The organism is Acidovorax sp. GW821-FHT10E03, assembly GCF_059415205.1.
In genome coordinates this window covers 210556-237124 of record NZ_JBWKMU010000001.1, presented here as the reverse complement: position 1 = coordinate 237124, position 26569 = coordinate 210556, and the positions used below count along the sequence as shown (strand labels likewise).

General features: G+C 66.7%; 23 protein-coding genes, 1 tRNA gene and 1 pseudogene. 9 read left to right on the top strand and 16 right to left on the bottom strand.

Translation table 11 applies throughout. The features are described from left to right. Positions 1-2 precede the first annotated feature (2 nt). From AC07OD_RS01120 to cysS, 7 genes and pseudogenes are all read right to left on the bottom strand, one after another. Positions 3-1604: a GMC family oxidoreductase gene (locus AC07OD_RS01120; RefSeq protein ID WP_218294029.1), complete on the bottom strand. Its 1602-nt coding sequence runs from the start codon at positions 1602-1604 to the stop codon at positions 3-5. A 722-nt stretch (positions 1605-2326) separates the two neighbouring features. Then, positions 2327-2419: transfer RNA gene (locus AC07OD_RS01115), tRNA-Ser, on the bottom strand. 42 nt (positions 2420-2461) lie between these two features. Continuing rightward, positions 2462-3177, bottom strand: a pseudogene (locus AC07OD_RS01110) (ACT domain-containing protein); the annotation flags it as partial. A 42-nt stretch (positions 3178-3219) separates the two neighbouring features. Beyond that, positions 3220-4185 (bottom strand): tRNA lysidine(34) synthetase TilS, encoded by a 966-nt coding sequence (gene tilS, locus AC07OD_RS01105; protein WP_492806139.1) that lies wholly within the window; start codon positions 4183-4185, stop codon positions 3220-3222. Positions 4186-4387: 202 nt separating this feature from the next. Next, positions 4388-5365, bottom strand: coding sequence for an acetyl-CoA carboxylase carboxyltransferase subunit alpha (locus AC07OD_RS01100; protein ID WP_218294027.1), 978 nt, complete (start codon positions 5363-5365; stop codon positions 4388-4390). Between the two features lie 226 nt (positions 5366-5591). Then, entirely contained in the window at positions 5592-6263 is a 672-nt protein-coding gene (locus AC07OD_RS01095; RefSeq protein WP_218340742.1) for a DNA-3-methyladenine glycosylase family protein, read from the bottom strand. Positions 6264-6311: 48 nt separating this feature from the next. Then, complete coding sequence (cysS, locus tag AC07OD_RS01090) at positions 6312-7694, bottom strand: cysteine--tRNA ligase (RefSeq protein ID WP_494594674.1); 1383 nt, start codon at positions 7692-7694, stop codon at positions 6312-6314. 215 nt (positions 7695-7909) lie between these two features. On the opposite strand from cysS, the gene AC07OD_RS01085 reads away from it, so the two are divergent. From AC07OD_RS01085 to AC07OD_RS01060, 6 genes are all read left to right on the top strand, one after another. Further along, positions 7910-8998: a L,D-transpeptidase Cds6 family protein gene (locus tag AC07OD_RS01085; RefSeq protein ID WP_494594672.1), complete on the top strand. Its 1089-nt coding sequence runs from the start codon at positions 7910-7912 to the stop codon at positions 8996-8998. 89 nt (positions 8999-9087) lie between these two features. Then, entirely contained in the window at positions 9088-10383 is a 1296-nt protein-coding gene (locus tag AC07OD_RS01080) for a L,D-transpeptidase family protein (protein WP_494594671.1), read from the top strand. Then, a complete protein-coding gene (locus AC07OD_RS01075; RefSeq protein WP_494594669.1) occupies positions 10380-10961 on the top strand; it encodes a peptidylprolyl isomerase in 582 nt (193 codons plus the stop codon). The genes AC07OD_RS01080 and AC07OD_RS01075 overlap by 4 nt, the downstream gene beginning before the upstream one ends. A gap of 36 nt (positions 10962-10997) precedes the next feature. After that, the gene (locus AC07OD_RS01070; RefSeq protein ID WP_218294021.1) at positions 10998-11504 is read left to right on the top strand and encodes a peptidylprolyl isomerase; all 507 of its coding nucleotides are present in this window, start codon (positions 10998-11000) and stop codon (positions 11502-11504) included. A 27-nt stretch (positions 11505-11531) separates the two neighbouring features. Beyond that, positions 11532-12323, top strand: coding sequence for a UDP-2,3-diacylglucosamine diphosphatase (locus AC07OD_RS01065; RefSeq protein ID WP_494594668.1), 792 nt, complete (start codon positions 11532-11534; stop codon positions 12321-12323). 36 nt (positions 12324-12359) lie between these two features. After that, on the top strand, positions 12360-13193 hold the full coding sequence (locus AC07OD_RS01060) for a M90 family metallopeptidase (protein WP_494594666.1): 834 nt from the start codon (positions 12360-12362) through the stop codon (positions 13191-13193). Positions 13194-13281: 88 nt separating this feature from the next. On the opposite strand, the gene mdeB is transcribed toward AC07OD_RS01060, so the two are convergent. Continuing rightward, positions 13282-15951: an alpha-ketoglutarate dehydrogenase gene (mdeB, locus tag AC07OD_RS01055; protein ID WP_494594664.1), complete on the bottom strand. Its 2670-nt coding sequence runs from the start codon at positions 15949-15951 to the stop codon at positions 13282-13284. A 101-nt stretch (positions 15952-16052) separates the two neighbouring features. On the opposite strand from mdeB, the gene AC07OD_RS01050 reads away from it, so the two are divergent. Next, positions 16053-16520, top strand: coding sequence for an Lrp/AsnC family transcriptional regulator (locus tag AC07OD_RS01050; RefSeq protein WP_218340734.1), 468 nt, complete (start codon positions 16053-16055; stop codon positions 16518-16520). 12 nt (positions 16521-16532) lie between these two features. Here the strand turns inward: AC07OD_RS01050 and AC07OD_RS01045 are convergent, their stop codons facing one another. Then, a complete protein-coding gene (locus AC07OD_RS01045) occupies positions 16533-17546 on the bottom strand; it encodes an AraC family transcriptional regulator (protein ID WP_369641964.1) in 1014 nt (337 codons plus the stop codon). Between the two features lie 125 nt (positions 17547-17671). Here AC07OD_RS01045 and AC07OD_RS01040 point away from each other — a divergent pair, with 125 nt between their 5' ends. Next, positions 17672-18865 (top strand): MFS transporter, encoded by a 1194-nt coding sequence (locus tag AC07OD_RS01040; protein ID WP_492806544.1) that lies wholly within the window; start codon positions 17672-17674, stop codon positions 18863-18865. Between the two features lie 46 nt (positions 18866-18911). Here the strand turns inward: AC07OD_RS01040 and AC07OD_RS01035 are convergent, their stop codons facing one another. The 6 genes from AC07OD_RS01035 to AC07OD_RS01010 form a co-directional block, all read right to left on the bottom strand. Further along, a complete protein-coding gene (locus AC07OD_RS01035; RefSeq protein ID WP_494594661.1) occupies positions 18912-19811 on the bottom strand; it encodes a DUF3014 domain-containing protein in 900 nt (299 codons plus the stop codon). 149 nt (positions 19812-19960) lie between these two features. Then, a complete protein-coding gene (locus tag AC07OD_RS01030) occupies positions 19961-20632 on the bottom strand; it encodes an alpha/beta hydrolase (RefSeq protein WP_494594659.1) in 672 nt (223 codons plus the stop codon). A 52-nt stretch (positions 20633-20684) separates the two neighbouring features. Next, positions 20685-21521 carry a DODA-type extradiol aromatic ring-opening family dioxygenase gene (locus tag AC07OD_RS01025; RefSeq protein WP_494594657.1) on the bottom strand — a complete coding sequence of 279 codons (837 nt, stop codon included), beginning with the start codon at positions 21519-21521 and terminating at the stop codon, positions 20685-20687. A 110-nt stretch (positions 21522-21631) separates the two neighbouring features. Then, positions 21632-22054 (bottom strand): alternative ribosome rescue aminoacyl-tRNA hydrolase ArfB, encoded by a 423-nt coding sequence (gene arfB / locus AC07OD_RS01020; RefSeq protein ID WP_218294012.1) that lies wholly within the window; start codon positions 22052-22054, stop codon positions 21632-21634. A 76-nt stretch (positions 22055-22130) separates the two neighbouring features. Further along, entirely contained in the window at positions 22131-22610 is a 480-nt protein-coding gene (locus tag AC07OD_RS01015) for a type II 3-dehydroquinate dehydratase (protein ID WP_218294011.1), read from the bottom strand. Between the two features lie 220 nt (positions 22611-22830). Continuing rightward, a complete protein-coding gene (locus tag AC07OD_RS01010) occupies positions 22831-23181 on the bottom strand; it encodes a hypothetical protein (protein ID WP_218340729.1) in 351 nt (116 codons plus the stop codon). 172 nt (positions 23182-23353) lie between these two features. Between AC07OD_RS01010 and AC07OD_RS01005 the strand changes: the two genes are divergently transcribed. Then, positions 23354-25189: a glutamine--tRNA ligase/YqeY domain fusion protein gene (locus AC07OD_RS01005; RefSeq protein WP_494594654.1), complete on the top strand. Its 1836-nt coding sequence runs from the start codon at positions 23354-23356 to the stop codon at positions 25187-25189. Positions 25190-25321: 132 nt separating this feature from the next. On the opposite strand, the gene AC07OD_RS01000 is transcribed toward AC07OD_RS01005, so the two are convergent. Then, on the bottom strand, positions 25322-26152 hold the full coding sequence (locus tag AC07OD_RS01000; RefSeq protein ID WP_494595113.1) for a serine hydrolase domain-containing protein: 831 nt from the start codon (positions 26150-26152) through the stop codon (positions 25322-25324). Positions 26153-26569: the final 417 nt, after the last annotated feature.

Sequence of the window (26569 nt, the reverse complement as noted above, 5' to 3'; positions counted from 1 at the left end):
CTTTACTTCGCCAAAATCATGTCGGCCGCCTTTTCGCCAACCATCAGGCTGGCGGCCAGGGTGTTGGCGGACGGAACCTGGGGCATGACGGACGCATCCGCGACGCGCAGGTTTTCGCAGCCATGGACCCGCAGCGCGGCATCGACCACGGCCATGCGGTCCTCGCGCGGACCCATCTTGCAGGTGCCCACCATGTGATAGCCGGTGGTGCCCTTCTGCCGGGCATAGTCCAGCCACTCGTCGTCGGTGGCGATGTCCTTGCCAGGCTGCAGCTCCTTCACCAGGTAGGGCGCCATCGCCGAGGAGGCCATCAGTTGCCGGGCGAGCTTCAGCGCTTCGACCAGCGTGCGCTGGTCCAGCTCATGGCTGAGAAAGTTCGGCTGGAGCAGCGGCGCCTGCAGTGGGTCCCTGGACTGGATGTGCACATAGCCGCTGCTTTCAGGCCGCTGCTGCCTGGCGCCCGTGCTCATGCCCGGCATGTCGTCGAGCACGTAGTTGCTGCCCTCCTTGTAGCTGGCCGGCGTGAACAGGATCTGGATGTCGCCGCGCGCGGGGCTGAGTGGGGTTCGCCAGAAGACATGGACGAGCGAAGGGCTCAGCGCCAGGATGCTCGGCTTGCCCGCGAACCACCTGAGCACCTCCTTGCCCAGGCGCCATCCCCGGGACAACTCGTTGAGCGTCGTGGCGCCTTGCGCCCGCGCAATGCTGCGCACCGTATAGTGATCGCGAAAATTCGCGCCCACACCAGGCAGATGCTGCTTGACGGCGACGCCATGCGGGCGCAGCAGCTCGGAGTCTCCAAGGCCTGACAGTTGCAGGATCTTGGGCGAGTTCACGGCCCCCGCGCTGAGGATCACCTCCTTGTTGGCGTAGACCGTGTGCGACGCGCCATGCCGGATGTACTTCACGCCAACGGCGCGATGGCCCTGGAACAGGACTTCCGACACCACGGCGTTTGTCTTCAGTTGCACCCGACCGGTCTGCATTGCCGGCCGCAGGAAAGCATCGGAACAATTGACGCGCCGGTTCCTGTGGATGTAGCGCTGGAAATACCCCGCGCCCAGCTGCTCCCTGCCGTTGTAGTCGGGGTTGCAGGGAATACCGAATTCCTCGCATCCCTTGATGAAGGCATCGCACAGCGGCGAAGCCCAGTCGGGATTCGTGATGGGCAGTTCCCCGGCCGTGCCGCGAAACTCCGGATCGCAAGGCCCCAGCCGGCGCTCCGAACGCTTGAAGTAGGGCAGGACGTCGGCATAGCCCCAGCCGGCATTTCCCATTTTTTCCCAGTCATCGAAGTCCTCGCGCTGACCGCGCGAATACACCAGGCCATTGACCGAGCTGGAGCCCCCCACCACCCGCCCCTGCGGCATGGCAATTTTTCTGTTGTGCGTCGCGGCGGCAGGTTCGGTCTGGTAGTTCCAGGTGATCTTCCCGCCGTACAGGGTTTTGACGAAACCGACAGGAACGCGAATGAAGAAATCCTTGTCCTCGGAACCCGCCTCGATGACGCAAATGCTGTGATGGGTCCGCTCGCTCAGCCTTCTGGCGATGACTGAACCCGCCGGCCCTGAGCCGACGATGATGTAGTCCACGTACTCGTGCATTGTTGGTTCTCCGCCGTGCTTGCGGCGCGTTTGATCTAACTTGCACGTAGACTAAGCCCGCAGAAACATTCAAACAATCAATCTTTTTTTATATAAAAACATAGGCATTTTTTATATTTTTAATGGGCAGCCACTTCGACGACTGGAAAATCAAGAAGTAGCCTGTTGATATCCACACAAAGCTGAACGGGCGCGCACAGAGCCGAGCGCATCGGCCGCACGCCCGGCACCGGCCCGAATCCTGTGGACGGCACCAAGAGCCTGCGCGTACCGGCGGGAGACACGGCCCCCCTGATTCACGCTGCAGGAGGTCGAACCAGCGCTGGCAGACCTGTGCAAGTGCTGCAGCCCGGAGGGGGCGGCGCTTTTTGAGTTCGCGACCTTTGCGGGGCTGCGCGTCAGTGAGCCGACCGGGCGGCAGCCGTGATCGGGCGATCAGCGGGGCGGCCGCAAGGAGTTGGGAGAATCATCGGTGGTGTTCGCGCCCTGATGCCTGGCGCTCATCGCGGGAGCTGGCTCGTAGCCTTCAGGTAGTGGCGCGGGACTGCGCCAGGCGGCTCCCCAACGCGGACCGCGAACGCAACCCGGCTGTCCGTCAATGCGGCGCGAGGCCCCTCAGGACGAAGCACGGGCAACCGGGTGAAATGCCCGTTGCGGTGCCAGTTCCTTGGGCACAAAAGAGAAAAGCCCCAAGTGAATCAATCACTCAGGGCTTTTGCGTCTGGCGGAAACGGAGGGATTCGAACCCTCGATGAGGCTCTACACCCCATACTCCCTTAGCAGGGGAGCACCTTCGGCCACTCGGTCACGTTTCCAATCCCGCTATTATGCCCCATTTCCGGGGCGCTTCTGGCGGGTTAGACGGCTTGCTGGTCCAGCTCGAACGCCTTGTGCAGGCTGCGCACGGCCAGTTCGACGTACTCCTCGTCGATCACGACGGAGGTCTTGATTTCGGAGGTAGAGATCATCTGGATGTTGATGCCCTCCTCGCGCAGCGTGCGGAACATCTTGCTCGCCACGCCCACGTGGCTGCGCATGCCGCTGCCGACGATGCTCACCTTGCAGCAGCTGGTGTCGCCCACGACCTCCTGCGCGCCCAGCACGGGCACCACTTTCTCCTTGAGCAGCTCGACGGTGCGCGCGCAATCGTTGCGGTGCACGGTGAAGCTGAAGGTGGTCTTGCCGTCCTTACCCACGTTCTGGATGATCACGTCGACCTCGATGTTGGCATCGGCCACGGCGCCCAGGATCTGGTGGGCGATGCCCGGCTTGTCGGGCACGCCCAGCACGGAGATCTTGGCTTCGTCGCGGTTGAATGTGATGCCGGATACGACGGCTTGTTCCATTTTTTGTCTTTTTCAAAAGTGATCCGCGTGCGGACCTGGCTTCTTCGTTGACGTCGATGCACCAGGGCGTGAAGCTGGACAGCCCGCGCATGGACATCACTTTTGTTGTATTTGCCCGCGAGCTCCACCGAGCGGATCTTCGGCAACTTGCTGCCCAGGCTGACCATCTCGCGCTTTTCCTTGAAGCTCACCGCCGCAGACTTCGGATTTCGGGCCTCAGACACCACGCTGAAGGACACTGCCTCGGCGCGCCGCCGTGGTTCGTGCGATCAGGGGGCCAACACCTCTGGACTGTACCAATCGAGTTCCGGCCCGGACCGGACGGCAAAACCGTGCCCGACCTTGATGTGGATGCGGTGGCCCCCTGTGGTGCACGACTGCACCTGGTCGAGCAGTTCATTCAATTGCGCCGCGGCCGCCGTGGTGTGGTGCTCGACGCGCAGCCAGTGGCGCAGCACATTGGCCTGCCGCGCGCGGCTCAGGCCCTGCAAGGCCCGGATGCGCGGCGGTGCGCCCACGATGGCCAGGTCCTGCAGTGCAAGTTCTTCCAGCAGTTCGTCCGCCTGCGCCGCATGCAGGGCGGACCGCGCAAAGGTGTCGCGAAACGCAGGGAATGCGGCCTCCAGCACGGGCAAGATCCTCGCGCGGATGCGGTTGCGCGTGAAGCGCTCATCGGCATTGGTCGGGTCTTCCACCCACCCCTGCCCCTGTGCCCGCAGCCACTGGCGCACATCAGCCCCGGCCACCCGCAGCAGGGGGCGGTACCAGTCAATGCCCGCGCGGCGCCAGCGGGCGGGCATCGCCGCCAGCCCGGCCACACCGGCTCCGCGCGACAGGGCCAGCACGAGCGTTTCGACCTGGTCATCCGCGTGCTGCGCGATTGCTATTGATTTAATAGCATTATGCGCTTGACTGACAAGCGCTACCGCCTCAAATGCCTTGTACCTTGCCTGCCGTGCAGCGTCTTCCGGGCTTTGCCCCGGCGCGTGGCGGGCGTCCGGGCGCTGCACCGCCAGCGGCACATCCAGGGCTTGGCACAGGTCTTCGCAGTGCCGCGCAAAACCGTCAGCCGCTGGCTGCAAGCCATGGTGCACGTGGATCGCCCGCACCTGGCCAGGCCAGCGCCGGGCGCATGCCAGCAGCAGCGCCGTGGAATCCGCACCGCCGCTGAATCCGACCGCCAGGGGCAGCGCGGGCTCGAAAGCCTGCATGGCCGCGTCGAAGGACAAGGTCATGTCCATGCCTCCCCGTGGCGCCGGGGCAAGGGCCAGGAACCCGTGGCGGCGTCAACAACAACAAGGGCAACAAGGGGGCGGCGGCACATGGCGGCCGATTATCGGCGCCTCCCGGCCACGGCAACGGCGGAGAACCCTGTCCAGAAGCACCAACGGCCCCGCAGGGCCGTTGGTGTTGGGCAGGAAAGCGTCCCCGGAACCGTCAGCGGCTCTCCGCCTTGGTGTCGCTGAACCGGCCGTAGCTTTGCAGGCGGTCATAGCGGCGGTCCAGCAGGTCCTTCGTCTTCAGGTCCGCCACCTGGCGGAACGCATCGCCCAGCGCGCGCTTGAGGAAGGCCGCCATCTGCTTGTGGTCGCGGTGGGCGCCGCCCACGGGCTCGCTGACGATCTTGTCCACCAGGCCCAGCGCTTTCAGGCGGTGGGCGGTGATGCCCAGGGCATCGGCGGCTTCCTGCGCTTTTTCGCTGGTTTTCCAGAGGATGGAGGCGCAGCCTTCGGGGCTGATCACGGAGTAGATGGCGTACTGCAGCATCACCACCTGATCGGCCACGCTGATCGCCAGCGCGCCGCCGGAGCCGCCCTCGCCGATGATGGTGGTGATGATGGGCACTTCGAGTTGCGCCATCTCGAAGATGTTGCGGCCGATGGCCTCGGACTGACCGCGTTCCTCGGCATCGATGCCGGGGTAGGCGCCGGGGGTGTCCACGAAGGTGAACACGGGCAGCTTGAATTTCTCGGCCGTCTTCATGAGGCGCAGGGCCTTGCGGTAGCCCTCGGGCTTGCTCATGCCGAAGTTGCGCATCGCGCGCTCCTTGGTGTCGCGCCCCTTCTGGTGGCCCAGCACCATGCAGGCATGGCCGTTGAAGCGTGCCAGCCCCCCCACGATGGACAGGTCGTCCGCGTAGTGGCGGTCGCCGTGCAGTTCCACGAAGTCGGTGAAGATGTCGCGCACGTAGTCGAGCGTGTAGGGGCGCTCGGGGTGGCGGGCGATCTTGGTGATCTGCCAGGGCGACAGCTCGCTGTAGATGTCCTTGGTGAGCTGCTGGCTTTTCTTGCTCAGCTGGTCGATCTCTTCCGAGATATCGACGGCACTCTCGGTCTGCACGTAGCGCAGTTCTTCGATTTTGGATTCGAGTTCGGCAATCGGCTGCTCGAAATCCAGAAAGGTCTTTTTCGCCAACGTTGTTCTCCTTGGGGCGCGCCGGGGTGCGGGCGCCACGAATGGCACGCACTGTAACCGACGCGTTACGAGTTTGGTATGACGCTTGTCCAACAAATAAAAAGTCCGCTGTCCCGGGCGCTGCGCACCACCCACAACCCACGAAACGGGCGCGCCCCACGAGGAGGGCCGCCGCGCTGGCGGCGCTCCCGGGCACGCGGCGCAAGGGGACCCAGGGGCATCTCGCTCAGTACGCCACGGGAAGCGGATCCAGCGATCGCCAAATATACCAAGTCGCCACGCTGCACCAGGGCTTCCAGGCCTCTGCCACTTCGCGGGCATCGCTGCGGCTGACCGGATCGCCCGAAAAGTAATTCTGGCTGATGCCGGTGATCAGCCCCACGTCGTCCAGCGGCAGCACGTTGGGGCGCATCATGTAGAAGATGAGGAACATCTCGGCCGTCCAGCGACCGATGCCGCGGATGGCCACCAGTTCGGCAATGATGGCCTCGTCATCCATCGCGGCCCAGTCCTTCACGTGCAGCTTGCCGCCCTCGAAGTGCATCGCCAGGTCCACCAGGTAGTCGACCTTGCGCGCAGACAGGCCCGCGGCCCGCATGTCGTCGATCTTGAGCTTGAGCACGCTGGCGGGCTTCATGCTGCGGGGCATCGCGGCAAAGCGCTCCCACACGGTCTGCGCGGCCTTCACCGAGATCTGCTGGCCCACGATGGAGCGCGCGAGCGTGGTGAACGCATCGCCGCGTGTCTGCAGCGCCGCGTCGCCAAACTGGGGAATCAGGCGCTTCATCACCCGGTCCTTCTTGACCAGGTGCTTGCAGGCCTCCGCCCAGTAGTCGGGCGTGGCCAGCGCCGGCTCGGCCACGAGCACTTCGGATGCTATCTTTTTAGAAGCTGCCACCGGGCGTCCCATCTGCCCAGCAGGCGTTTTCCATGACAAACACAACGATCACTGCGCGGCTTCCCAGGTGGTGCCAGCGGCGGAGTCCTTGAGCACGATGCCCTGGGCCAGCAATGCACTGCGGATGCGGTCGGCCTCGGCGAAATCCTTGCCCGCCTTGGCAGCGGCGCGCGCGGCGATCCGGGCCTGGATTTCGGCTTCGTCCATACCGCCCGCCCCGGCCTGCAGGAAGGCCTTGGGGTCGCCCTGCAGCACCCCCAGGCAACCACCCAGCGCCTTGAGCAGCCCCGCCAGTTCGACAGATCGGGTCTTGTTGACCTCGCCGGCCAGGTCGAACAGCACGGCCATGGCTTCGGGGGTGCCGAAGTCCTCGTCCATCGCGGCCTTGAAGCGGGCGGCATGCGGCGCCGCCCAGTCAATAGCCGCCACCTCGGCGGGCGCCACGAGGTTCAGGGCGGTGTAAAGGCGCTTCAAGGCCTGGCGCGCGTCGTCCAGGTGGGCATCGCTGTAGTTCAGGGCGCTGCGGTAGTGGGCCCGCACGATGAAAAACCGCACCGTCTCGGCGTCGTACTTCGCCAGCACGTCGCGGATAGTGAAGAAGTTGCCCAGCGACTTGCTCATCTTCTCGTTGTCCACGCGCACGAAGCCGTTGTGCACCCAGAAGCGCGCCAGGGGCTTGCCATTGGCGCCTTCGCTCTGGGCGATCTCGTTCTCGTGGTGCGGGAACTGCAGGTCCATGCCGCCGCCGTGGATGTCGAAGGTCTCGCCCAGCGTGGCGCCGCACATGGCCGAGCACTCGATGTGCCAGCCGGGGCGGCCCGAGCCGAATTCGCTGTCCCACTTGGCCTCGGGTGGCTCCTCGGGCTTGGAGGCTTTCCACAACACGAAATCGAGCGGGTCTTCCTTGCCATCGAGCACGGCCACGCGCTCACCCGCGCGCAATTCGTCGAGCGACTTGCCCGAGAGCTTGCCGTAGCCGTCGAACTTGCGCACGGAGTAGTTCACGTCGCCATTGCCGGCGCGGTAGGCCAGGCCCTTGCCTTCCAGCGTGCCGATCAGCGAAAGCATCTGGGGCACGTATTCGGTGGCGCGCGGCTCCAGCGACGGGGGCTCGATGCCCAGCGCCGCGATGTCGGTGTGCATGGCGGCGATCATCTCGTCCGTGAGGGCACGGATGGTGATGCCCCGCTCCAGCGCGCGCTTGATGATCTTGTCGTCAATGTCCGTGATGTTGCGCACATAGGTGACGCGGTAGCCACTGCTTTTCAGCCAGCGCTGCACGACATCGAACGCCATCATCATGCGGGCGTGGCCGATGTGGCACAGGTCATAGATGGTCATGCCGCACACGTACATGCGCACATGGCCAGGTTCGAGCGGGGAAAACTCCTCCAATGCACGCGACAGCGTGTTGTAGATGCGCAAACTCATGGGATTTCAGTCACGGGGGATGGGGTGGTTGGGTGAAAAAGGTTCACCCGGCAGCAGGGGGCAAAGGCCCCTGGAGGGAGTTGGCCCAGCAAGGGGGCCTCCAGCGAAATCACCCGCGGCAACAGCGCACCGTCATGACAACCCCCTCAGCTACAATCCGCCGCAGTATAAGCCCCCGCCCGGGACAGACGCTGCCCAACACCCTTGAATCCCCCATGAAGCAAGTCCGACGCACCCTCCCCCACCTGCTGCGCCTGCTGGCACTGACCGCGCTGCTGGGCACCGGTGCGGCCCATGCGAACGACTATGCGGAAATCACCCAGCTGATCAAGGCCGGCAAGCCGGCCGAAGCCCTGGTGAAGGCCGACCAGCGCCTTGCCGCCGCCCCGCGCGACCCACAGCTGCGCTTCTTGCGCGGCGTGGCGCAGGCGGACTCGGGCAAGCCCGGCGATGCGATCACCACGTTCACCAAGCTCACGGAAGAGTATCCCGAGCTGCCCGAGCCCTACAACAATCTGGCGGTGCTGTATGCCAGCCAGAACCAGCTGGACAAGGCCCGCACGGCGCTCGAAATGGCGATCCGCACCAACCCGAGCTACGCCACCGCCCATGAGAACCTGGGCGACATCTATGCCAAGCTGGCCAGCCAGGCCTACAACAAGGCGCTGCAGCTGGATGCGGCCAACGCCAGCTCCGTCAAGCCCAAGCTGGCGCTGATCCGCGAGCTGTTCACCGCGGAAGCCGCAGCCGGCAAGCCCGCTCGCCCCGGGGCCGCGGCCCCCGCGCCGGCGCCAGCCGTGGCGGCCACGCAGCGGCCCGCCGCAACGGCACCCGCCGCCGCAGCGCCCGTGGCAGCCCCTTCACCGGCGCCTGCCGCGCCAGCCCCCGCACCCGCACCCGCTGCCGCGGCATCCCCCGCTCCGGCCATTGCCGCGTCGCCCGCCGCCGCTGCCGGCGATGCGTCCCTGCAGGCCGCCGTTACCGCGGCCGTGCAGGCCTGGGCCGCCGCCTGGTCCGCCAAGGACATGGCCGCCTACCTCGGCGCCTACGACAAGTCATTCGATCCTCCCGGCCGCCAGACCCGTGCCGCTTGGGAAAAGGAGCGTGAAGCGCGCATCGTCGGAAAATCCAGGATCAGCGTGCAGATCTCCGACATCTCGGTCGCGGTCAACGGCGACAAGGCCACGGCCCGTTTCCGCCAGGCCTACACGGCCGATGCGCTCAATGTCGCCAGCCGCAAGACGCTGGACATGGTGAACCACAACGGCCGCTGGACCATCGTTCGCGAATCCACCGGCGGCTGACCGTGACGAAGCGCGGCGCAGCCGGCCCTGCGATGGCGGCGGCGCGCGCTTTTTCTGCCTCCCTGCCCTGACCTGAAACGATTTCGCACATGCTTGTGGCGTTGTCCGCACGAAGCCGCCCGGCCGTGGCGGGCGCCCTTTGCCTGGCGGCGCTCCTGCACGCAGCCCCGGTGCTGCCCCAGAGCGCCAAGTCCCGGGGCGCGGCGGCCGTCACCTCGGTCCGGCCCATGCAAGCCGCGGGCTCCACGGCACCCGCCCTGCGCGACGGCCAGGCGGAGGCGCGCCTCATGGGGGTGTACCAGCTCATCGCCGAGGGCCGCCACCGCGAGGCGCTGGCGCAGGCCGAGGCCCTGGCGCGCGACTATCCCAACTTCCAGCTGGCGCAACTGGTGGTGGGCGACCTGTTGATGGCGCGCACGCGGCCGATCCGCCGCCTGGGCGATGTGCCCGAGCCCGACTCGGCCCGCAGCATCCAGACGGCTGCCACGCTGGAAGAGCTGCGCAACGAATCGCGCCAGCGCGTGGATGCCCAGCGCAGCCGCCCCCCGGCGCACAGCATCCCGGCGCAGTTCCTGGAGCTCTCGCCCCGCTCCCGCCATGCCATCGCGGTGGATGCCTCGCGTTCGCGCCTGTACCTGTTCGAGAACACCCCCAAGGGCCTGCAGCTGGTCGCCGACTACTACGCTTCTGTCGGCAAGCTGGGCATCGAGAAGAACCTGGAAGGCGACCAGCGCACCCCGCTGGGCGTCTACTTCATCACCAGCCGGCTGGACCCCGCCACGCTCAAGGACTTCTACGGCGCGGGCGCGCTGCCCATCAACTACCCCAACCCCCTGGACCAGAGCCGGGGCAAGACCGGTGGCGGCATCTGGCTGCACGGCACGCCGCCCGACCAGTTTGCCCGCGCGCCCCTGGCCACCGATGGCTGCCTGGTGCTGGCCAATCCCGACCTCGAACGCATCCTGCGCACGGTGGAGCCCCGCTCCACGCCCGTGGTCATCGCGCGCCAGCTGCAGTGGGTGGCGCCGCACACGGTACAGGCGGACCGCAAATCCTTCGACGCGGTGCTCAACGCCTGGCGCAGCGCCAAGACCGAGGGCGACATGAGCCGCCTGATGGGTTTCTACGCGCCGGACTTCCAGAGCTACCGCAAGAAACCGCTGCAAGAGTGGTCCCAGGTGCTCCAGGCCGAGACCCGCGCATTGCGGGGCAGGGAACTACACCTCAAGGACAAGTCTTACCTGCGCTGGACAGATTCCGCCGACACCATGGTGGTAACGTTCGGCGAAGTCGCCGCAGGCGCCCGCACGGGCCCCGTCAAGCGCCAGTACTGGGCGCGGCGGGGCCAACAATGGCAGATATTTTTTGAAGGAGTGATTGGATGATTTCCAGAAGAAATTCGACCCTGGCGCTTGCCAGCATTGCGCTGACAGCTATCTTTTCTGCAGCACCCGTGCAGGCGCAAGATGCCCCCAAGGTCAAGCTGTCCACCTCGATGGGCGACATCGTGGTGCAGCTCGATCCCGCCAAGGCACCCAAGACGGTCGAGAACTTCCTGGCCTACGTGCAGGACAAGTACTACGACGGCACCGTGTTCCACCGCGTGATCGACGGCTTCATGATCCAGGGCGGCGGCTACACGGCCGACCTGATTCCCAAGCCCACCAAGGCCCCGATTCCGCTGGAAGCCGGCAACGGCCTCAAGAACGACAACTACACCATCGCCATGGCGCGCTCGGGCAACCCCAACTCGGCCACGTCGCAGTTCTTCATCAACGTGAAGGACAACGCGATGCTCAATGCTCCCAGCCCCGACGGCCATGGCTATGCCGTGTTCGGCAAGGTGGTGAGCGGCACCGAGGTGGTCGACAAGATCAAGGCCGTGGCCACCGGCAACAAGGGCCCGCACCAGAACGTGCCCACCGCTCCCGTCACCATCAACTCCGCCACCCTGGTGAAGTAACCCATTTTTGATTGACTGATTGAAAGAACTCTTGCCATGAGCAACCCCCAAGTCGAACTGCACATCGCCGGCTACGGCGTCATCACCCTCGAACTCGACGCCGCCAAGGCGCCCAAGTCGGTCGAGAACTTCCTGGCCTACGTGAACAAGGGCCACTACAACAACACCATCTTCCACCGTGTGATCCCCGGCTTCATGGTGCAAGGCGGCGGCTTCGAGCCCGGCATGACACAAAAGGGCACCGACGCGCCCATCGAGAACGAAGCCAACAACGGCCTGAAGAACGCCAACTACACCGTGGCCATGGCCCGCACCAGCGACCCGCACTCGGCCACCGCCCAGTTCTTCATCAACGTGGCCGACAACGGCTTCCTGAACCACACCGCCCCCTCGGCCCAGGGCTGGGGCTATGCCGTGTTCGGCAAGGTGGTTGGCGGCGCCGACGTGGTCGACAAGATCAAGGCCGTGAAGACGGGCCGCAAGGGCTTCCACGACGATGTGCCGAAGGAAGACGTGATCATCGAGAAGGCTGTCGCACTCTGATCTCGCGTTGATCTGACCTCCGTCTCCGTGACGACGACCGTGCCCCGGTTCGAGGAGCTTGCCGCTCCCGCGCACTGGCGCACGGTCGATTTCATTTCCGACCTGCACCTGCAGGCCAGCGAGCCTGCCACCGTGGCCGCCTGGCAGGACTACCTGGCCGGCACCGAAGCGGATGCCCTCTTCATCCTGGGCGATCTGTTCGAGGTCTGGGTGGGGGACGACGCCATCGGCGAAACCGGCAGCTTCGAGGCCCAGGGCTGCACGGCCCTGCGCGCGGCGTCGCAGCGCCTGCCCGTGTACTTCATGCACGGCAACCGCGACTTCCTGGCGGGCCCTGCGTTCCTTGCGCAGTGTGGCATCACCGGCCTGGCGGACCCGACGGTCCTGGTGTTTGACGGCCAGCGCTTCGTGCTGAGCCATGGCGACCTGCTGTGCCTGGACGATGTGGACTACCAGCGCTTTCGCGTGCAGGCCCGCAGTGCCGGGTGGCAGCAGCAGTTTCTGGCGCAGCCCCTGGCGACGCGCCGCGCGCAGGCACGCGGCATCCGCCAGGAGAGCGAGGCGCGCAAACAATCGGGCGCCATCTATGCCGACGTGGACGGCCCGGCTGCCATCGCCTGGCTGCAGGCGGCCCAGGCACATACGCTCATTCACGGCCACACCCACCGTCCCGCCGACCACGCACTGGCCCCCGGTTTGCGGCGTGTGGTGCTCAGCGACTGGGACGCGGCCGCATTGCCGCCCCGCGCGGAAATACTGCGTTTGTCCCGCGCGGGCTTGGAACGGCTGCCCCTGGCCCCCAAGTACCAGCGATCCTGAACTGCGCGGGGCTTCACCTCCCGCCGCCTGATCGCCATGCCCCCTCTCCTCCACCGGCTCTGGAGCCGTGTCCGCGCCACCGTGTCCCCCGTGCCCGACATCTCGGCCACGCTGTGGCTCCAGACCCTGCAGCGCTACCCGTTCCTGGCGACGCTCTCGCTGCACGACCAGTCCAAGCTGCGCGCGCTCAGCGCCCTCTTCCTGCACCACAAGGAATTCCACGGCGCGCACGGCCTGGTGGTGACCGATGCCATGGCCATCGACATCGCGGCCCAGGCCTGCCTGCCCCTGCTGCACTGGGGCGACCCGGCCCGGGCGCTGGACTGGTACGACGATTTCGTGGGCATCGTGCTGCACCCCGGCGAGGCCGTGGCGCGCCGCAAGACGGTGGACGAAGCCGGTGTGGTGCATGAACACACGCAGGTGCTGCTGGGCGAGGCCATGGACCGCGGCCCCATCATGCTCAGCTGGGCACACGCCTCCAACGGGCGTGAGAACACTGAGCGCGGCCACAACGTGGTGGTGCACGAGTTCGTTCACAAGCTCGACATGCGCAGCGGCGAGCCCAATGGCTGCCCGCCATTGCCCGCAGGCTTCATGGGCACGCGCACAGGGCGCGCGGCCTACGAAGCCTGGTGGGCCGCCTGGGAGCCCGCGTACGAACAGTTCCGAGAACGCGTGATCCTGGCCGAGCGCTTCGGCGCGGAACGCCCCTGGCTGGACGCCTACGGGGCCACATCGCAGTCCGAATTCTTTGCCGTGGCCTGCGAGGCCTACTTTGTGAATCGGGACCGGTTCGCGCAGGAGTTTCCGGGGCTGATGCCGGTGCTGGACGCGTTTTTCAAGCGGCCCGCTGTGGCAAGTGCATGACCGTTCCCCGCGTCATGCGCCCCACCGCCGCCAGTGAAGAAAGCGCCACAAAATGGCGTTGGCCAGGTGGCGGCGCCGTCCACACACCCTACCCCGCCAATGCAAACCGGGCTGCGCGCGCCACCGCCGCCGCGTCCACCCCAAAAAACGCCCGCAGCGCCGCCCGCGTATCGCTGCGCCCAAAACCGTCCGTTCCCAATGTCATGAATCGGCGCCCTCCAGGCACGAACGCGCGCACGGTCTCCGGCACGGCGCGCACATAGTCGGTGGCGGCAATCACCGGGCCGCGTGTACCCGCCAGTTGCTGCGTCAGCCACGCCACGCCGGGCCGCGCCTCCCCCTCCAGCGCACGCTGTTCGCAGGCCACGCCGTCGCGGGCCAGCTCGCTCCAGCTGGTCACGCTGAGCACGGTCACGTCCACGCCCTCGCCTGCCAGCAGTTCGGCAGCCTTGACCACCTCGGTCAGGATGGCGCCGGAGCCCATCAGGGTGACGCTTTTGGATGAAATTGGCCCTTCACGGCCGTCCATCAAGCGCGGATAGCTCCTGAAAACATAGCAACCTCGCAGCACACCTTCTGCCGCATCGGCAGGCAGGTCGGGCTGGGCGTAGTTCTCGTTCATCAGCGTCACGTAGTAGAAGACGTCGCGCTGCTCGGTCACCATCTCGCGCATGCCGGCGTCGATGATCACGGCCATCTCGCCCGCGTATGCCGGGTCGTAGGCCTTGCAGTTGGGGATGGTGGCGGCCACCAGGTGGCTGGAGCCGTCCTGGTGCTGCAGGCCCTCGCCGCCCAGCGTGGTGCGGCCCGAGGTGGCGCCCAGCAGGAAGCCGCGCGCACGCTGGTCTGCGGCGGCCCAGATGGCGTCGCCCACGCGCTGGAAGCCGAACATCGAGTAGTAGATGTAGAACGGCAGCATGGCCAGGCCGTGCACGCTGTAGCTGGTGGCCGCGGCCGTCCAGCTGGCGATGGCGCCGGCCTCGCTGATGCCTTCTTCCAGAATCTGGCCGTCCAGCGCCTCGCGGTAGCTCAGCACCGAGCCGATGTCCTCGGGCGCATAGCGCTGGCCCACGCTGCTGTAGATGCCGACCTGCTTGAACAGGTTGGCCATGCCGAAGGTGCGCGCCTCGTCGGCCACGATGGGCACGATGCGCGGGCCCAGCGTGGCGTCCTTGAGCAAGCTGCCCAGCATGCGCACGAAGGCCATGGTGGTGCTCATCTCCTTGGCCTGCGGCTGCAGCGCGAACTGCGCGTAGCCTTCGATGGCGGGCACGGGCAGCGCGTCGCAGGTGGTGTCGCGGCGCGGCAGGTAGCCGCCCAGGTTCTGGCGGTGGCCGCGCAGGTAGCGCATCTCGGGGCTGTCTTCGGCGGGCTTGAAGAACGCGAGGCTGGTGGCCTGCTCGTCGGACAGGGGCAGGTTGAAGCGGTTGCGGAACTCGATGAGGTCGGTCTCGTCCAGCTTCTTCTGGCTGTGTGTGGTCATCTTGCCCTGGCCGGCCGTGCCCATGCCGTAGCCCTTCTTGGTGTGCGCCAGGATCACGGTGGGCTGGCCCTTGTGGGCGCTGGCTGCAGCGTAGGCGGCGTGGATCTTCACCAGGTCGTGCCCGCCGCGCTTCAGGCGGTCGATCTGCTCGTCCGTCATGCCCTGGGCCAGGGCCGCGAGCTCGGGGTTCTGGCCGAAGAAGTTGTCGCGGTTGAAGCGCCCGTCCTTGGCGGCAAAGGTCTGCATCTGGCCGTCCACCGTGCCTTCGAGCGTGCGCACCAGTGCACCCGTCAGGTCGCGGGCGAACAGGCCGTCCCAGTCGCTGCCCCAGACGAGCTTGACCACGTTCCAGCCCGCACCGGCAAACAGGCGCTCCAGCTCGTCGATGATGCGGCCGTTGCCGCGCACCGGGCCGTCCAGGCGCTGCAGGTTGCAGTTGACCACCCAAACCAGGTTGTCCAGGCCCTCGCGCGCGGCCAGGGTCAGCGCGCTCATGCTCTCGGGCTCGTCCATCTCGCCGTCGCCGAACACACCCCAGACCTTGCGGTTGGTGCAATCGAGCAGGTTCCGATGCGTGAGGTAGCGCATGAAGCGCGCGTGGTAGATGCTGCTGATGGGACCGATCCCCATCGACCCCGTGGGGAACTGCCAGAAGTCCGGCATCAGCCAGGGGTGCGGGTAGCTCGACAGGCCCTGCGCACCCGCGCCCGGCGCCGTGAGTTCCTGGCGGTAGTGCATCAGGTCCTGCTCGGACAGGCGGCCTTCGAGGAACGCCCGCGCATACACGCCGGGCGCGCTGTGCGGCTGGAAGAACACCAGGTCGCCCCGGTGCTGCCCCTCGCCCAGGCCTTCACGGGCCCGGAAGAAGTGGTTGAAGCCGCTCTCGAACAGGTCGGCCGCGCTGGCGTAGCTGGCGATGTGGCCGCCCAGTTCGCCATAGGCCTGGTTGGCGCGCACCACCATGGCCAGCGCGTTCCAGCGCACGATGGAAGCCACGCGCTCCTCGATGGCGAGGTCGCCGGGGAAGACGGGCTGGTCCTGCACCGCCACGGTGTTCACATACGGCGTGTTCAGGTCCGGCTGCCAGCCGATGCGCTGCGCGCGCGCCAGGCGCACCAGTTCCTGCAGCATGTGCCGCGCCCGCTCCGGGCCTTCGGTGGCGACCAGCGCCAGGAAGGCGTCGCGCCACTCGGCGGTTTCTTCGGGGTCCGTATCGGCCAACGGTGCGGCCGATGCCAGCGTGAGCAGGTGGTGGTGTGCGGTGGGGGCGTTCATGCCGCAACTGTAGCCATTGCCGCCCCGAATGGGATGCCGTTGTAGCCCACCAAAGCGCCCACCACAGCATTTCATGCGGCCAACAGCCTACACTGCAGCACATGAAGCTGGATACCCTGGATTTGCGCATTCTGGCCGAGCTGCAGGCCGACGGTTCCCTGTCCAACGTGGAGCTGGCGCGGCGCGTGCACCTCTCGCCCTCGCCGTGCCTCGCGCGCGTGAAGGCGCTGGAGGCCGCGGGCGTCATCAGCCGCTACGTCGCACTGGCCAGCGCGGCCGCCCTGGGCCTGGGGCTCAACGTGTTCATCAGCATCAGCCTGAAGACGCAGAGCAAGGAGGCGCTGGGCGACTTCGAGCAGCGCATCGCCGAGCACGACGAGGTGATGGAGTGCTACCTGATGAGCGGCGACAGCGACTACCTGATCCGCGTGGCCGTGCCCGACATCGGGGCGCTGGAGCGCTTCATCTTGGAGCGCCTCGCCCCCATCACCGGAGTGGAAAAGATCCGCTCGAGCTTCGCGCTCAAGCAGGTGCGCTACAAGACGGCGCTGCCGCTGCCCCGGGCGTAGGGCCCCTTTTTTTCACTCCGCCCGCGCAGTGCTCGGCGGGTGGCCAATGATGCGCTTGTACGCCCGGCTGAACGAGGCCTCCGACTCGTAGCCCAGCCGGTGGGCCGCCACGGCCACGCGCATGCCGTCGCGCGCGATCCAGCGGCGCGCCTGCGACATCTTGACCTTGGCCACGTAGCGCGCCGGGCTCTCGCCCATGGTGCGCGTGAACGATTCGGAAAAGCTCGAGCGCGAGGCGCCCATCAGGTCGGCCAGCAGCGGCACGTTCCAGTCGCGCTCGGGGTCGGCGTGGATGGCGGCGATCACCTTGCCGATGCGCGGGCAGCGGACGGCGGCGATCCAGCCCGTGGGGTTGTTGCAGCTGCACTCCACCCAGGCGCGGATGATGCTGGCGGCCAGCGCATCGGCCAGGCGCGCGAGGATCGCGCAGGCGCCCATGCGGTCCTGCTCCACCTCGCGCTCCATGGCGTCGAGCAGCACCGGCACGGTGGTGTCGCGCCGGGCCAGGTCGCCGGCCATCATCACCGCCGGCATCATGGCCATCAGCGGGTGCAGCGGGTCGAGGTTGAAGCGCAGCGCGCCGCTGAACAGCACGTCGGGGGCCAGCGGCGGAGGTGGCGCGACGGGGGCCCCCAGGGGCGCGTGGCCCGCATCGCGGCCGTCCACCAGGTAGATGTTCTCGGACACGGGCTTGCGCGCCAACGAATCGATGTCCACCGGCGGCACGTCGGGCGAGCTGGCCAGCACGTGGAAGCTGCCGTGCGGCAGCAGCACCGCGTCGCCTGGGTTCAGGCGCTGCCAGTCGGTACCCGGCGTGCGCAGCCAGGCTCCGCCATGGCCCACGAAGTGAAAGCGCGCCGAGCGCTGCGCTGGGAAGGCGATGGCCCACGGCGGCTGCAGCACGCAGCGGCCATACTCCACGCCGTCCAGGCGCAGGCCGAGCAGGATCTGGGTCAGCAGGTCCGGCGGCTCAGCGAACGGCTGCTGGGGGATCTGGTTGAAGGGTTTGGACAAAAAGTCAAGCATCTCGGCTTTTACGGCATGGAAACGCCGCCATCTTATCCCTACGATGGCTTTCCATCCATCCCAAGGCCTTTCCCGTGTCTTCTGCTCCTTCCTGCTCTGCCTGTCTCGACGCCCCGGTGGGCGCCGTGGCCGATGCCAACCCAGCCCCGCATTCCACCCCCGAGCCCACCGAGGCACGCTGGGCCGCCGTGGCCTCCATGGCGCTGGGTGTCTTCGGACTGGTCACGGCCGAATTCTTGCCCGCCAGCCTGCTCACCGCCATGGCCAGCGACCTGCGCGTGAGCGATGGCGCCGCGGGCCAGGCCGTCACCGTGACGGCGCTGGTGGCCGCCGTGGCCGCCCCGTCGCTGCCGCTGCTCACGCGCCGCATCGACCGGCGCTTGGTGATGATCGCCTTCACGCTGCTGCTGGTGCTGTCCAACGCGATGTCGGCCTTGGCCGGGAGCCTGGCCACGCTGCTGGTGGCGCGGGTGCTGCTGGGCGTGGCGCTGGGCGGCTTCTGGTCCATGTCGGCCGCGCTGGCCATGCGGCTGGTGCCCGCCTCGCTGTTCGCGCGGGCCATGTCCTTCATCCTCACCGGGGTGTCGGTGGCCACGGTCTGCGCGGCGCCCATCGGCGCGTGGATGGGCGACCTGTGGGGCTGGCGCAGCGCCTTCATCGCGGCGGGGGGCATCAGCCTGATCACGCTGGCCGTGCAGCTCGCGGCCCTGCCCGCCCTGCCCCCGCGCGACAACCCCAACCTCAAGGTGCTGGGCGAGCTGCTGCGCCGCCCGCCCGTGCGCGTGGCGCTGCTGGCCGTGCTGCTGGTCATCTCGGGGCACTTCGCAGGCTTTACCTACATCCGCCCGCTGATGGAGCAGGTCACGCACCTGTCGGTGGCCACCATCACGGCCGTGCTGCTGGGCTACGGCGTGGGCGGCTTCTTCGGCAACTTCGTGGGTGGATGGATCGCGGGGCGCAGCGAGCGCCAGGCCATCGTGGCCGGTGGGGCCGTCATCGCCGTGCTGGCCGCCGTGCTGCTGGTGGCTGGGCAGTCGGCGGCCATCACGGCGGTGGCGGTCACGCTGTGGGGGTTTGCGTTCGGCGCGTTTCCGGTGGGCTTTCAGACCTGGATCGTGCGGGCCGCGCCCGACCAGGCGGAGGGCGCGGGCGGGCTGCTGGTGGCGGCGTTCCAGATCGCGATCGCCAGCGGCGCCATCTTTGGCGGGCTGATGGTGGACCATGTGGGCGCGCTGGGCGGGCCGGCATTTGCGCTCGCGGCGCTCACGCTGGGCACCCTGCTGACCCTGCGGCACGGGCCGCGCCCGGCAGCCGCATGATCGGCCCCCACGACCCGGCAACGGGCCGGGTGGTCCCGCCGCCCCCTCACTGCGCGGGTTTGCGTGCGATCTCGCCGGTCGCCACGCGCTTGCGCAGATCGCGGATCAGCGCCTTGGCGCGGGCCTCGTTGGCGGGCCCCATGCGCGCCAGGATCTTCTGTCCGCTGGACAGTGATTCCAGCGCCGGGTCCACGAATTCGTAGCGCACCCAGGGGCGCAGGTTCGGCACATCGGTATTCACCGGCGTGAGCTTCACGCGCAGCGGGCCCTGGGGTTCGGGCGCCAGCAGCAGGTGGTCCAGCACGGCCACCAGGCGGTCGTTGAAGTAGCGCCTGGGGTAGCCCAGTTCTTCATACGCCTGCTGGAACAGCGGATACAGCCGCGCATACAAGGCCACGGCGGACTCCATCGACACGGCTTCGGCAAAGGCCAGAAAAGCGCTGTAGCGCGCGGCATTGGCGGCCGCGATGGTGGTGGGCGCTTCGCCTGTGCCGTCCACCGCAAACCGCTGCGGCATGGGTTGCACGGGCCACATGCGCGAGGGGGCCTGGGCGCGGCCCAGGTTGTCCACCGTGGCCACCAGGCGGCGGACAAAGCCGTCGGTGATCAGGAACGATGCGAGCTTGTCGCGCCCCACCAGTCCAGACAGCAGCTCGACGACGCGCGCGTCAGATTCGGCCAGCGCGGGCAGGGCCGTTTCTGCCGGGGCCAGTGCATCGACCGGGTTCTGCGGCCCCGAGGCTTCGGGCAGGGGCGGTGGAGCCACGGGCGCTTCGGGCGCGGCCGCCACGGGGGGCGGCGCAACCGGCGGCTCTGCCTTGCGCAGCCAGAACCACCAGGCAGCTGCGGCGGCCACCGCGCAGGCCAGCACGGCGGCAATGATCCAGGGGGAGGAGGATGTGCGCTCCGGCGCTGGGCGGAACTCGGCAGTCTCTTGATCGGGCATCGGGTCTCCTTCAAAACAGGAACAACCCTTGTCCGAGCGGCTTCGGCGCCGGGCGTTCCCTGTCCATCCCACGTGGGGATGGGCTTGATTGGAAACCCGCGGGCCACCGCGCCGGTAACGCGATGTAGGCCGCGCGCCGAAACCCGCGCTTAAAACGCCGTGGGGGTGGTGGACAGCGACTCCAGCCACGCCACCGTGGCCGCCAGCTCGGAAGGCCGGATCTCGTGCGCGCTGGGGAACTCGTGGTACGCCACCGTCACCGGCAAGGGCGCCATGTGGTGGGCGATGGCCTGTGCATGGGCCAGCGGGATCACGTTGTCGTGCGTGCCGTGGCTCAGCCACAGCTGTTTGCCGCGCAGGGCATCGGGCGGCGCCGCCAGCGGCACCACCTGCGCCAGCAGGCGGCTGTGCCAGACCATCGCCGCCTGCATGAGCGCTGGCCGGGTGAGCAGCAGCGACAGCGCCATGATGCCGCCCTGGCTGAAGCCCCCCACCACCACGCGTTCGGGCGGAATGCCCAGCTGCTCGGCGGCCGATTCGATGGCCTTGGCGACCAGCGCGCGGCTTTCGGCCTCCTGCGCTTCGTTGATGGTGCGTTCCCCGCTGGGCTCGATGGAAAAGTCGAACCACGCATACGAGCCCGGCCCCATGCGAAACGGTGCACGCAGGCTCAGCACATGAAAGCGCTCGGGAATATGGGGCGCCAGGCTGAACAGGTCCTGTTCGTTGCTGCCCACCCCATGCATCAGCACCAGCAGCCAGGGGCGGGGCGCGGTGGCGGCAGCAGGGCGCTGCAAGAAGGTGAGCGGTAGGTTGAGCATGGACAGGCGCCTCGGGCAGTTTCTATGGAGAACGGATGAAGAAGCCTGCGGGTCAATGGGCCGGTTCCAGGGCGAACGCGTCCATCGACAGCATGCTGTACATCACCTCGCGGCTCAGGTAGTGGGCATGCAGGTCGTCGCCCGCGGCGCCCAGCGCAAAAAAGATGGGCAGGAAGTGGTCTTCGGTCGGGTGCGCGCGGCTGGCATGCGGGGCCTGGCTGCGGTAGTTGAGCAGCGCGCTAACGTCGCCGCGCGCCAGCGCTGCTTCGATCCACCGGCTGAACTCCAGCACGTACGGCGCGGGCTCGCGGGCACCGCCAAAGAACTCGGCCAGGTTGTGCGTCATGCTGCCCGAGCCGACCACCAGCACGCCCTGGCTGCGCAGGCCGCGCAAGGCAGCGCCCAATGCATACACCTCGGCCGGGCCGGCGCCCACGGGCAGCGCCACCTGCACCACGGGCAGGTCGGCCTCGGGAAACAGGTGCATCAGCGGCACCCAGGCCCCGTGGTCAAACGGACGGGCCGCGTCGCCCTGCGCGGCCATGCCCGCGGCCTGCAGCAGGCCCAGCACCTCCTGCGCCAGCGCGGGGGAGCCGCTGGCGGGATACTGCAGCTGGTACAGCGCGGGTGGAAACCCGCCAAAGTCGTGCCAGGTGGCGGGCTGCGGCCCGGTCATGACTTGCAGGGAGCGCGCTATCCAGTGCGGCGACATGATCACCACGCCGCGCAGGCCGGGATATTGCCCCTTCAGGCTTTCGCCCCACTGGGTGAGCGCAGGGCCGGTGGTGCCGGCGTCGATGGCAAACAAGGGTGCCCCGTGCGACACGAACAGCGCGGGAATGGCGCCGTGGGGCGCGGCAGTGGCGGGGGTTTGGGCTGTGGCAGACATGGCAACTCCATCCGGTAATGCCTTGAATGTAGGACCGATGGGCCCCGCTACCAAGCCCTGTACGCCAGACAGATTGTTCTACCCATGGTGCCAATGCGGCGAGACTCCGCTCACGAACCATCCCCCCCACCGCGCACCCTACCCCGCAGCGCCTTGGTCTCGCCGCGCTGGGTCTTGCCCTCCAGGCGCCGCTGTTTGGAGCCATAGGTAGGCTTGGTGGCGCGCCGCACGCGGGGCGGCACCGCGACGCTGTTGACCAGCGCGTTCAAGCGCTCCAGCGCATCATTGCGGTTTTGGTCCTGGCTGCGGTACTGCTGGGCCTTGATGACCACCACGCCTTCCTGCGTGATGCGGGTGTCGCGCAGGGCCAGAAGGCGCTCCTTCACGTCCCCGGGCAGTGAGGAGGCGCCCACGTCAAAGCGCAGGTGCACCGCGCTGGAAACCTTGTTGACGTTCTGTCCGCCCGCGCCCTGGGCACGCATGGCGGTGATCTCCACCTCGTCCTCGCGCACCTCAAGCGGTCGTGGCGCCATGTTTGCCCTGTCGTGCCGGAGCCGGAATGTGCGGTTAACGCGGGAACGGCAGAAGAAGAGTGAACTTCCCGGTGGCTCAGGCCGCGGGCGGCTGCTGCGCCAGCAACTGCGCCAGGCCGTCGATGGCCAGGCCGTAACCCAGCACGCCAAAACCGCACATCACCGCCTTGGCCGCAGCCGCCATGTACGAATGGTGGCGATAGGCCTCGCGCGCGTGCACGTTGCTGATATGCAGCTCGATCAGCGTGATGCCCGTGCCCTTGGTGGCATCGTGCAGGGCGATGCTGGTGTGGGTGTAGGCCCCGGCGTTGATGACCACGCCCGCCAGTTCGCCCGCCGCGTGCAGGCGGCCGGCCTCGTGAATCCAGTCCACCAGCGCGCCTTCGTGGTTGCTTTGATGGAACCGCAACGCGAAGCCGTGGCGATCACACGCGTCGGCGCAGAGCTTTTCCACGTCGGCCAGCGTGGCGGCGCCATACACGGCGGGTTCACGCGTGCCCAGCAGGTTCAGGTTGGGGCCATTCAGGACAAAAACGGTTTTTTTCTTCACAGACATGCAGCACTCCGGGGCTAGGCACCTGCCACGCTGGCGGGCCAGAGTGCGCGATTATGCGGCGGCCCGCAGGCGCCGGCCCCTTCAGGTACGCCCCACAAGAAAAGCGGCCCCGAAGGGCCGCTGTAAAAGGCAGCCTGTGCAAAGACGCTGCCTGTGAGCGACTGGCGCCCAAGAGGTTGGTTGCAACAATCAGCAGACGGGCCCGCGGGCCCGTCGCCGATCAACGGTCCCAATGGCGATTGTGTCCATGGCCACGATAGCCGTGGTCATGGTGTCGATGGTGGCGGTACCCACGGTCACCGTAGTACACCACGGGTGGCGGGGCGTAATACGCTGGGGGCGGCGTGTAGTACACGGGCCGGGGTGGCGCGTAGTACACGGGCGGCGGGGCCACGTACACCGGGGCGGGTGCGTAGTAGCCATTGCTGGCCCCCACCACCACGCCGGGCACGCCAATACCAACGGACCAATTCACGTCGCCGCGGGCCTGGGCTGCGCCCGTGCCGGCCAGCAATGCCAGCGCCACGCCAGCCGAGGCGGCCATGGCATAGATAGAACGGGTTTTCGTCATGGAAATCTCCTGTTTGAGCGAGGGCAGCCAGCCAAATGGACTCACCTCACCGGTACATAACGCACCAAGTAGCCGAAAGGATGGCATAAAACTGTCTTTACGTTGTGTCTGGACGTATACGCGCCTGTTTCCATGCGTAAACCTTCACGAAACCGGCGCCTAAAATGACCCAATGAGCACCCCAAACCCCGCCAATCCTGCCGCCGGCACCCCCGGCGCTGCCCCCGCAGCATCCCTGGAAACCGCCAAGCCCAGCAACTTTCTGCGCCAGGTCATCGAAAACGACCTGGAAAAAGGCACCTATGCCTCCCGCCTCTGGGGCGGCAGCCCGGGCGACGCCGCCCACCACGCCATCGGCCAGCCCGACCCCGCCAGGATCCGCACCCGCTTCCCGCCCGAACCCAACGGCTACCTGCACGTGGGCCACGCCAAGAGCATCTGCATCAACTTCGGCCTGGCGCGCGACTACGGCGGCGTGTGCCACCTGCGCTTTGACGACACCAACCCCGAAAAAGAAGACACCGAATACGTCAACAGCATCATCGACGCGGTGAAATGGCTGGGTTTTGACTGGAACGGCCACCCCAGCGCCCCGCCCTACCAGGCGAGCGACTATTTCGACTTCATGTACCGCGCGGCCGAGTACCTGATCGAGGCCGGCCACGCCTACGTGGACGAACAGACCGTCGAGCAGATCCGCATCAACCGCGGCGACTTCGGCAAGCCCGGCACCGACAGCCCCTTTCGCAGCCGCACCCCGGCCGAAAACCTGGCCAAGTTCCGCGAGATGAAGGCCGGCCTGCACGAAGACGGCTCCATGGTGCTGCGCGCCAAGATCGACATGGCCAGCCCCAACATCAACATGCGCGACCCGGCCATCTACCGCATCCGCCGCGCCACGCACCACAACACCGGCGACACCTGGTGCATCTACCCGATGTACACCTACGCGCACCCCATCGAGGATGCGCTGGAGCAAATCACCCACAGCCTGTGCACGCTGGAATTCGAAGACCAGCGCCCGTTCTACGACTGGCTGCTGGAGCGCCTGACCGAAGGCGGCCTGCTGGCCAGCCCGCCCCCCCGCCAGTACGAATTCGCGCGCCTGAACCTCACCTACGTCATCACCAGCAAGCGCAAGCTCGCGCAGCTGGTGTACGACCACAAGGTCAGCGGCTGGGACGACCCGCGCATGCCCACCATCGTGGGCCTGCGCCGCCGGGGCTACACGCCCGAGGCCATCCAGACCTTTGCCGAACGCATCGGCGTGACCAAGAGCGACAGCTGGATCGACTACAGCACCCTGGAAGGCTGCCTTCGCGAAGACCTGGAGCTCAAGGCCTTCCGCGGCATGGCCGTGCTCAACCCCGTCAAGCTGGTGCTCACCAATTGGGACGACGTCATGGGCGCGGGCCACCTGGAGCCCTGCACCCTGCCCTCCCTGCCCCACCCCCCTGAAGGCGTGGAAAGCCCCGAGCGCCACTTCACCATCGGCAAGGAAGTCTGGATCGAACGCGAAGACTTTGAAGAAGTGCCCCCCAAGGGCTACAAGCGCCTGTTCCCGGGCAACAAGGTGCGCCTGAAGGGCGGCTACGTCATCGAATGCACCGGGTGCACCAAGGATGCCGCTGGCAACATCACCGAAGTGCTGGCCACCGTGGTGCCCGACACCAAGAGCGGCACCCCCGGCGCCGACAGCGTGAAGGTCAAGGCCGCCATCACCTGGGTAGGCGTGGCCGACGGCGTGCAGGCCGAAGTGCGCATGTACGACCGCCTGTTCCTGGACGCCCAGCCCGACGCAGGCGGCAAGGACTTCATCGAAAGCCTGAACCCGAACAGCCTGAAGGTGGTGACAGCCATCGTGGAGCCGTCATTGGCTAATGCACGGCCAGACGACAAGTTCCAGTTCGAGCGGCATGGGTATTTTGTGGCGGACCGGGTGGACCATGCGGCGGGGAAGCCGGTGTTTAACTTGGCGGTGGGGTTGAAGGATTCCTGGGGGAAGTGATTTCTCTGTGAACAAAGAAGGGCCAGCAGACTGTGAGGTCTGCTGGCCTTTTGCTTTTGGACTGATGACAGCTTGGGGCCCAACGCTGTCATATTCGCTTTTTGAAAGCAGACGCTAAGAGGACACGCATCGTCAATCACCAGACTTCAGGGACGCCGACAACCGCTTGACGACCTCCTCCTCTGCAAGGCCTTCGTCGGAACCTGCGTGAAAGACAGCACAAGTCGCCGTGTTAGAACCGTTGGCTCTGCGATAGACGGCCACCACGCTGCCCGGCCCAGCACCGGTGTGCCCACACAATGTCGGCCCCGTATGCAACACGCCTTGCATCAGCCCGAGGCCGTATGCCGGCGACTTCCATGGGCGCCCAGGAAGAGGTCCGCCAAGGGCGCGTGCAGCTTGCATCTCCTGCACCAGCAAATCAGGCAGAAGGTGTCCAGCCATCAGGCGGTCTAGAAAGAGGGCAGCGTCGGAGAGAGAGCCAACAAGCAAGCCGTGATAAACCCATCTCGGGTCATAAGTCGAAATGGCCCCCATGCACACGCCTTCCAAGTCAGCTGGCGTCTTTGCGCTACGAACTCTCAGCAGGCCCAAGGGCGCCAACGCTTGTTGCATAAGCGCTTCCTCAAGTGCGAGACCTGTCGCACGCTCGATAAGTCTCGCTACGTACAAGTAGCCGACGTTCGAATACTGCCACCCCACTCCAGGGGCATAACGCAACCTCGTGGCATCGAGGCGTTGCAACATTTCATCCGCCTGCCAGGGCGCATCGCCGCGAGCAACGGCAGCGTGGTACTCGACAAGTTCACCGTAGTCAGCCAGCCCGGCTTCATGTCTCAGCAGCTGACGCAACGTGAACGGACCTTCAAGGACTACGTCATCGAGTCGAACAATCCCATCACGCACCAGTGACAGAGACGCTGCCGCTAGAACTGTCTTCGTAAAGCTCCACCAAGGAACCATCACATCTTGTTCTCCGTGCCGCACTAGTGAACCGTTTGATACGAGAGAGAAATATGTCAAGGGGCGCATTGGACTGAAAAATTGGGTTGACGCATTGAAGGTCCGATCCTGGCCGTTATGAGCCAAACTATCGAAAGATATGGTCGGCGAATTGGCGCGACCTACATTGGGTTGAAGCTATGCCTGAATATCAATGGTCTTGCTTATCCTGCGGGGCATCGAACAGCCCTGCAGCCTTGGAATGCATCGCATGCAGTTGCCCTGCAGCATGTAACTCTGATGAGCTACTGAAATATCGAGAGCAATATGTTCAGCAAGGCGGTATCGTTGGGCCCGCCGCTGCCCCCACCTTGGATGCAACGGACTATGCCGCACTAAAGGTACTTCTGTCCCTTCCACTTTTTTTGCTAGGTTGGT

Coding starts and splice junctions, on each gene's coding strand:
- arfB (WP_218294012.1), bottom strand. CDS start 22,054: ATGGCGCCACGACCGCTTGAGGTGCGCGAGGACGAGGTGGAGATCACC.
- AC07OD_RS01050 (WP_218340734.1), top strand. CDS start 16,053: ATGAAGCTGGATACCCTGGATTTGCGCATTCTGGCCGAGCTGCAGGCC.
- AC07OD_RS01120 (WP_218294029.1), bottom strand. CDS start 1,604: ATGCACGAGTACGTGGACTACATCATCGTCGGCTCAGGGCCGGCGGGT.
- AC07OD_RS01060 (WP_494594666.1), top strand. CDS start 12,360: ATGCCCCCTCTCCTCCACCGGCTCTGGAGCCGTGTCCGCGCCACCGTG.
- AC07OD_RS01030 (WP_494594659.1), bottom strand. CDS start 20,632: ATGCTCAACCTACCGCTCACCTTCTTGCAGCGCCCTGCTGCCGCCACC.
- AC07OD_RS01025 (WP_494594657.1), bottom strand. CDS start 21,521: ATGTCTGCCACAGCCCAAACCCCCGCCACTGCCGCGCCCCACGGCGCC.
- AC07OD_RS01010 (WP_218340729.1), bottom strand. CDS start 23,181: ATGACGAAAACCCGTTCTATCTATGCCATGGCCGCCTCGGCTGGCGTG.
- AC07OD_RS01005 (WP_494594654.1), top strand. CDS start 23,354: ATGAGCACCCCAAACCCCGCCAATCCTGCCGCCGGCACCCCCGGCGCT.
- AC07OD_RS01015 (WP_218294011.1), bottom strand. CDS start 22,610: ATGTCTGTGAAGAAAAAAACCGTTTTTGTCCTGAATGGCCCCAACCTG.
- AC07OD_RS01085 (WP_494594672.1), top strand. CDS start 7,910: ATGAAGCAAGTCCGACGCACCCTCCCCCACCTGCTGCGCCTGCTGGCA.
- AC07OD_RS01075 (WP_494594669.1), top strand. CDS start 10,380: ATGATTTCCAGAAGAAATTCGACCCTGGCGCTTGCCAGCATTGCGCTG.
- AC07OD_RS01070 (WP_218294021.1), top strand. CDS start 10,998: ATGAGCAACCCCCAAGTCGAACTGCACATCGCCGGCTACGGCGTCATC.
- AC07OD_RS01000 (WP_494595113.1), bottom strand. CDS start 26,152: ATGGTTCCTTGGTGGAGCTTTACGAAGACAGTTCTAGCGGCAGCGTCT.
- cysS (WP_494594674.1), bottom strand. CDS start 7,694: ATGAGTTTGCGCATCTACAACACGCTGTCGCGTGCATTGGAGGAGTTT.
- AC07OD_RS01035 (WP_494594661.1), bottom strand. CDS start 19,811: ATGCCCGATCAAGAGACTGCCGAGTTCCGCCCAGCGCCGGAGCGCACA.
- tilS (WP_492806139.1), bottom strand. CDS start 4,185: ATGACCTTGTCCTTCGACGCGGCCATGCAGGCTTTCGAGCCCGCGCTG.
- AC07OD_RS01080 (WP_494594671.1), top strand. CDS start 9,088: ATGCTTGTGGCGTTGTCCGCACGAAGCCGCCCGGCCGTGGCGGGCGCC.
- mdeB (WP_494594664.1), bottom strand. CDS start 15,951: ATGAACGCCCCCACCGCACACCACCACCTGCTCACGCTGGCATCGGCC.
- AC07OD_RS01045 (WP_369641964.1), bottom strand. CDS start 17,546: ATGCTTGACTTTTTGTCCAAACCCTTCAACCAGATCCCCCAGCAGCCG.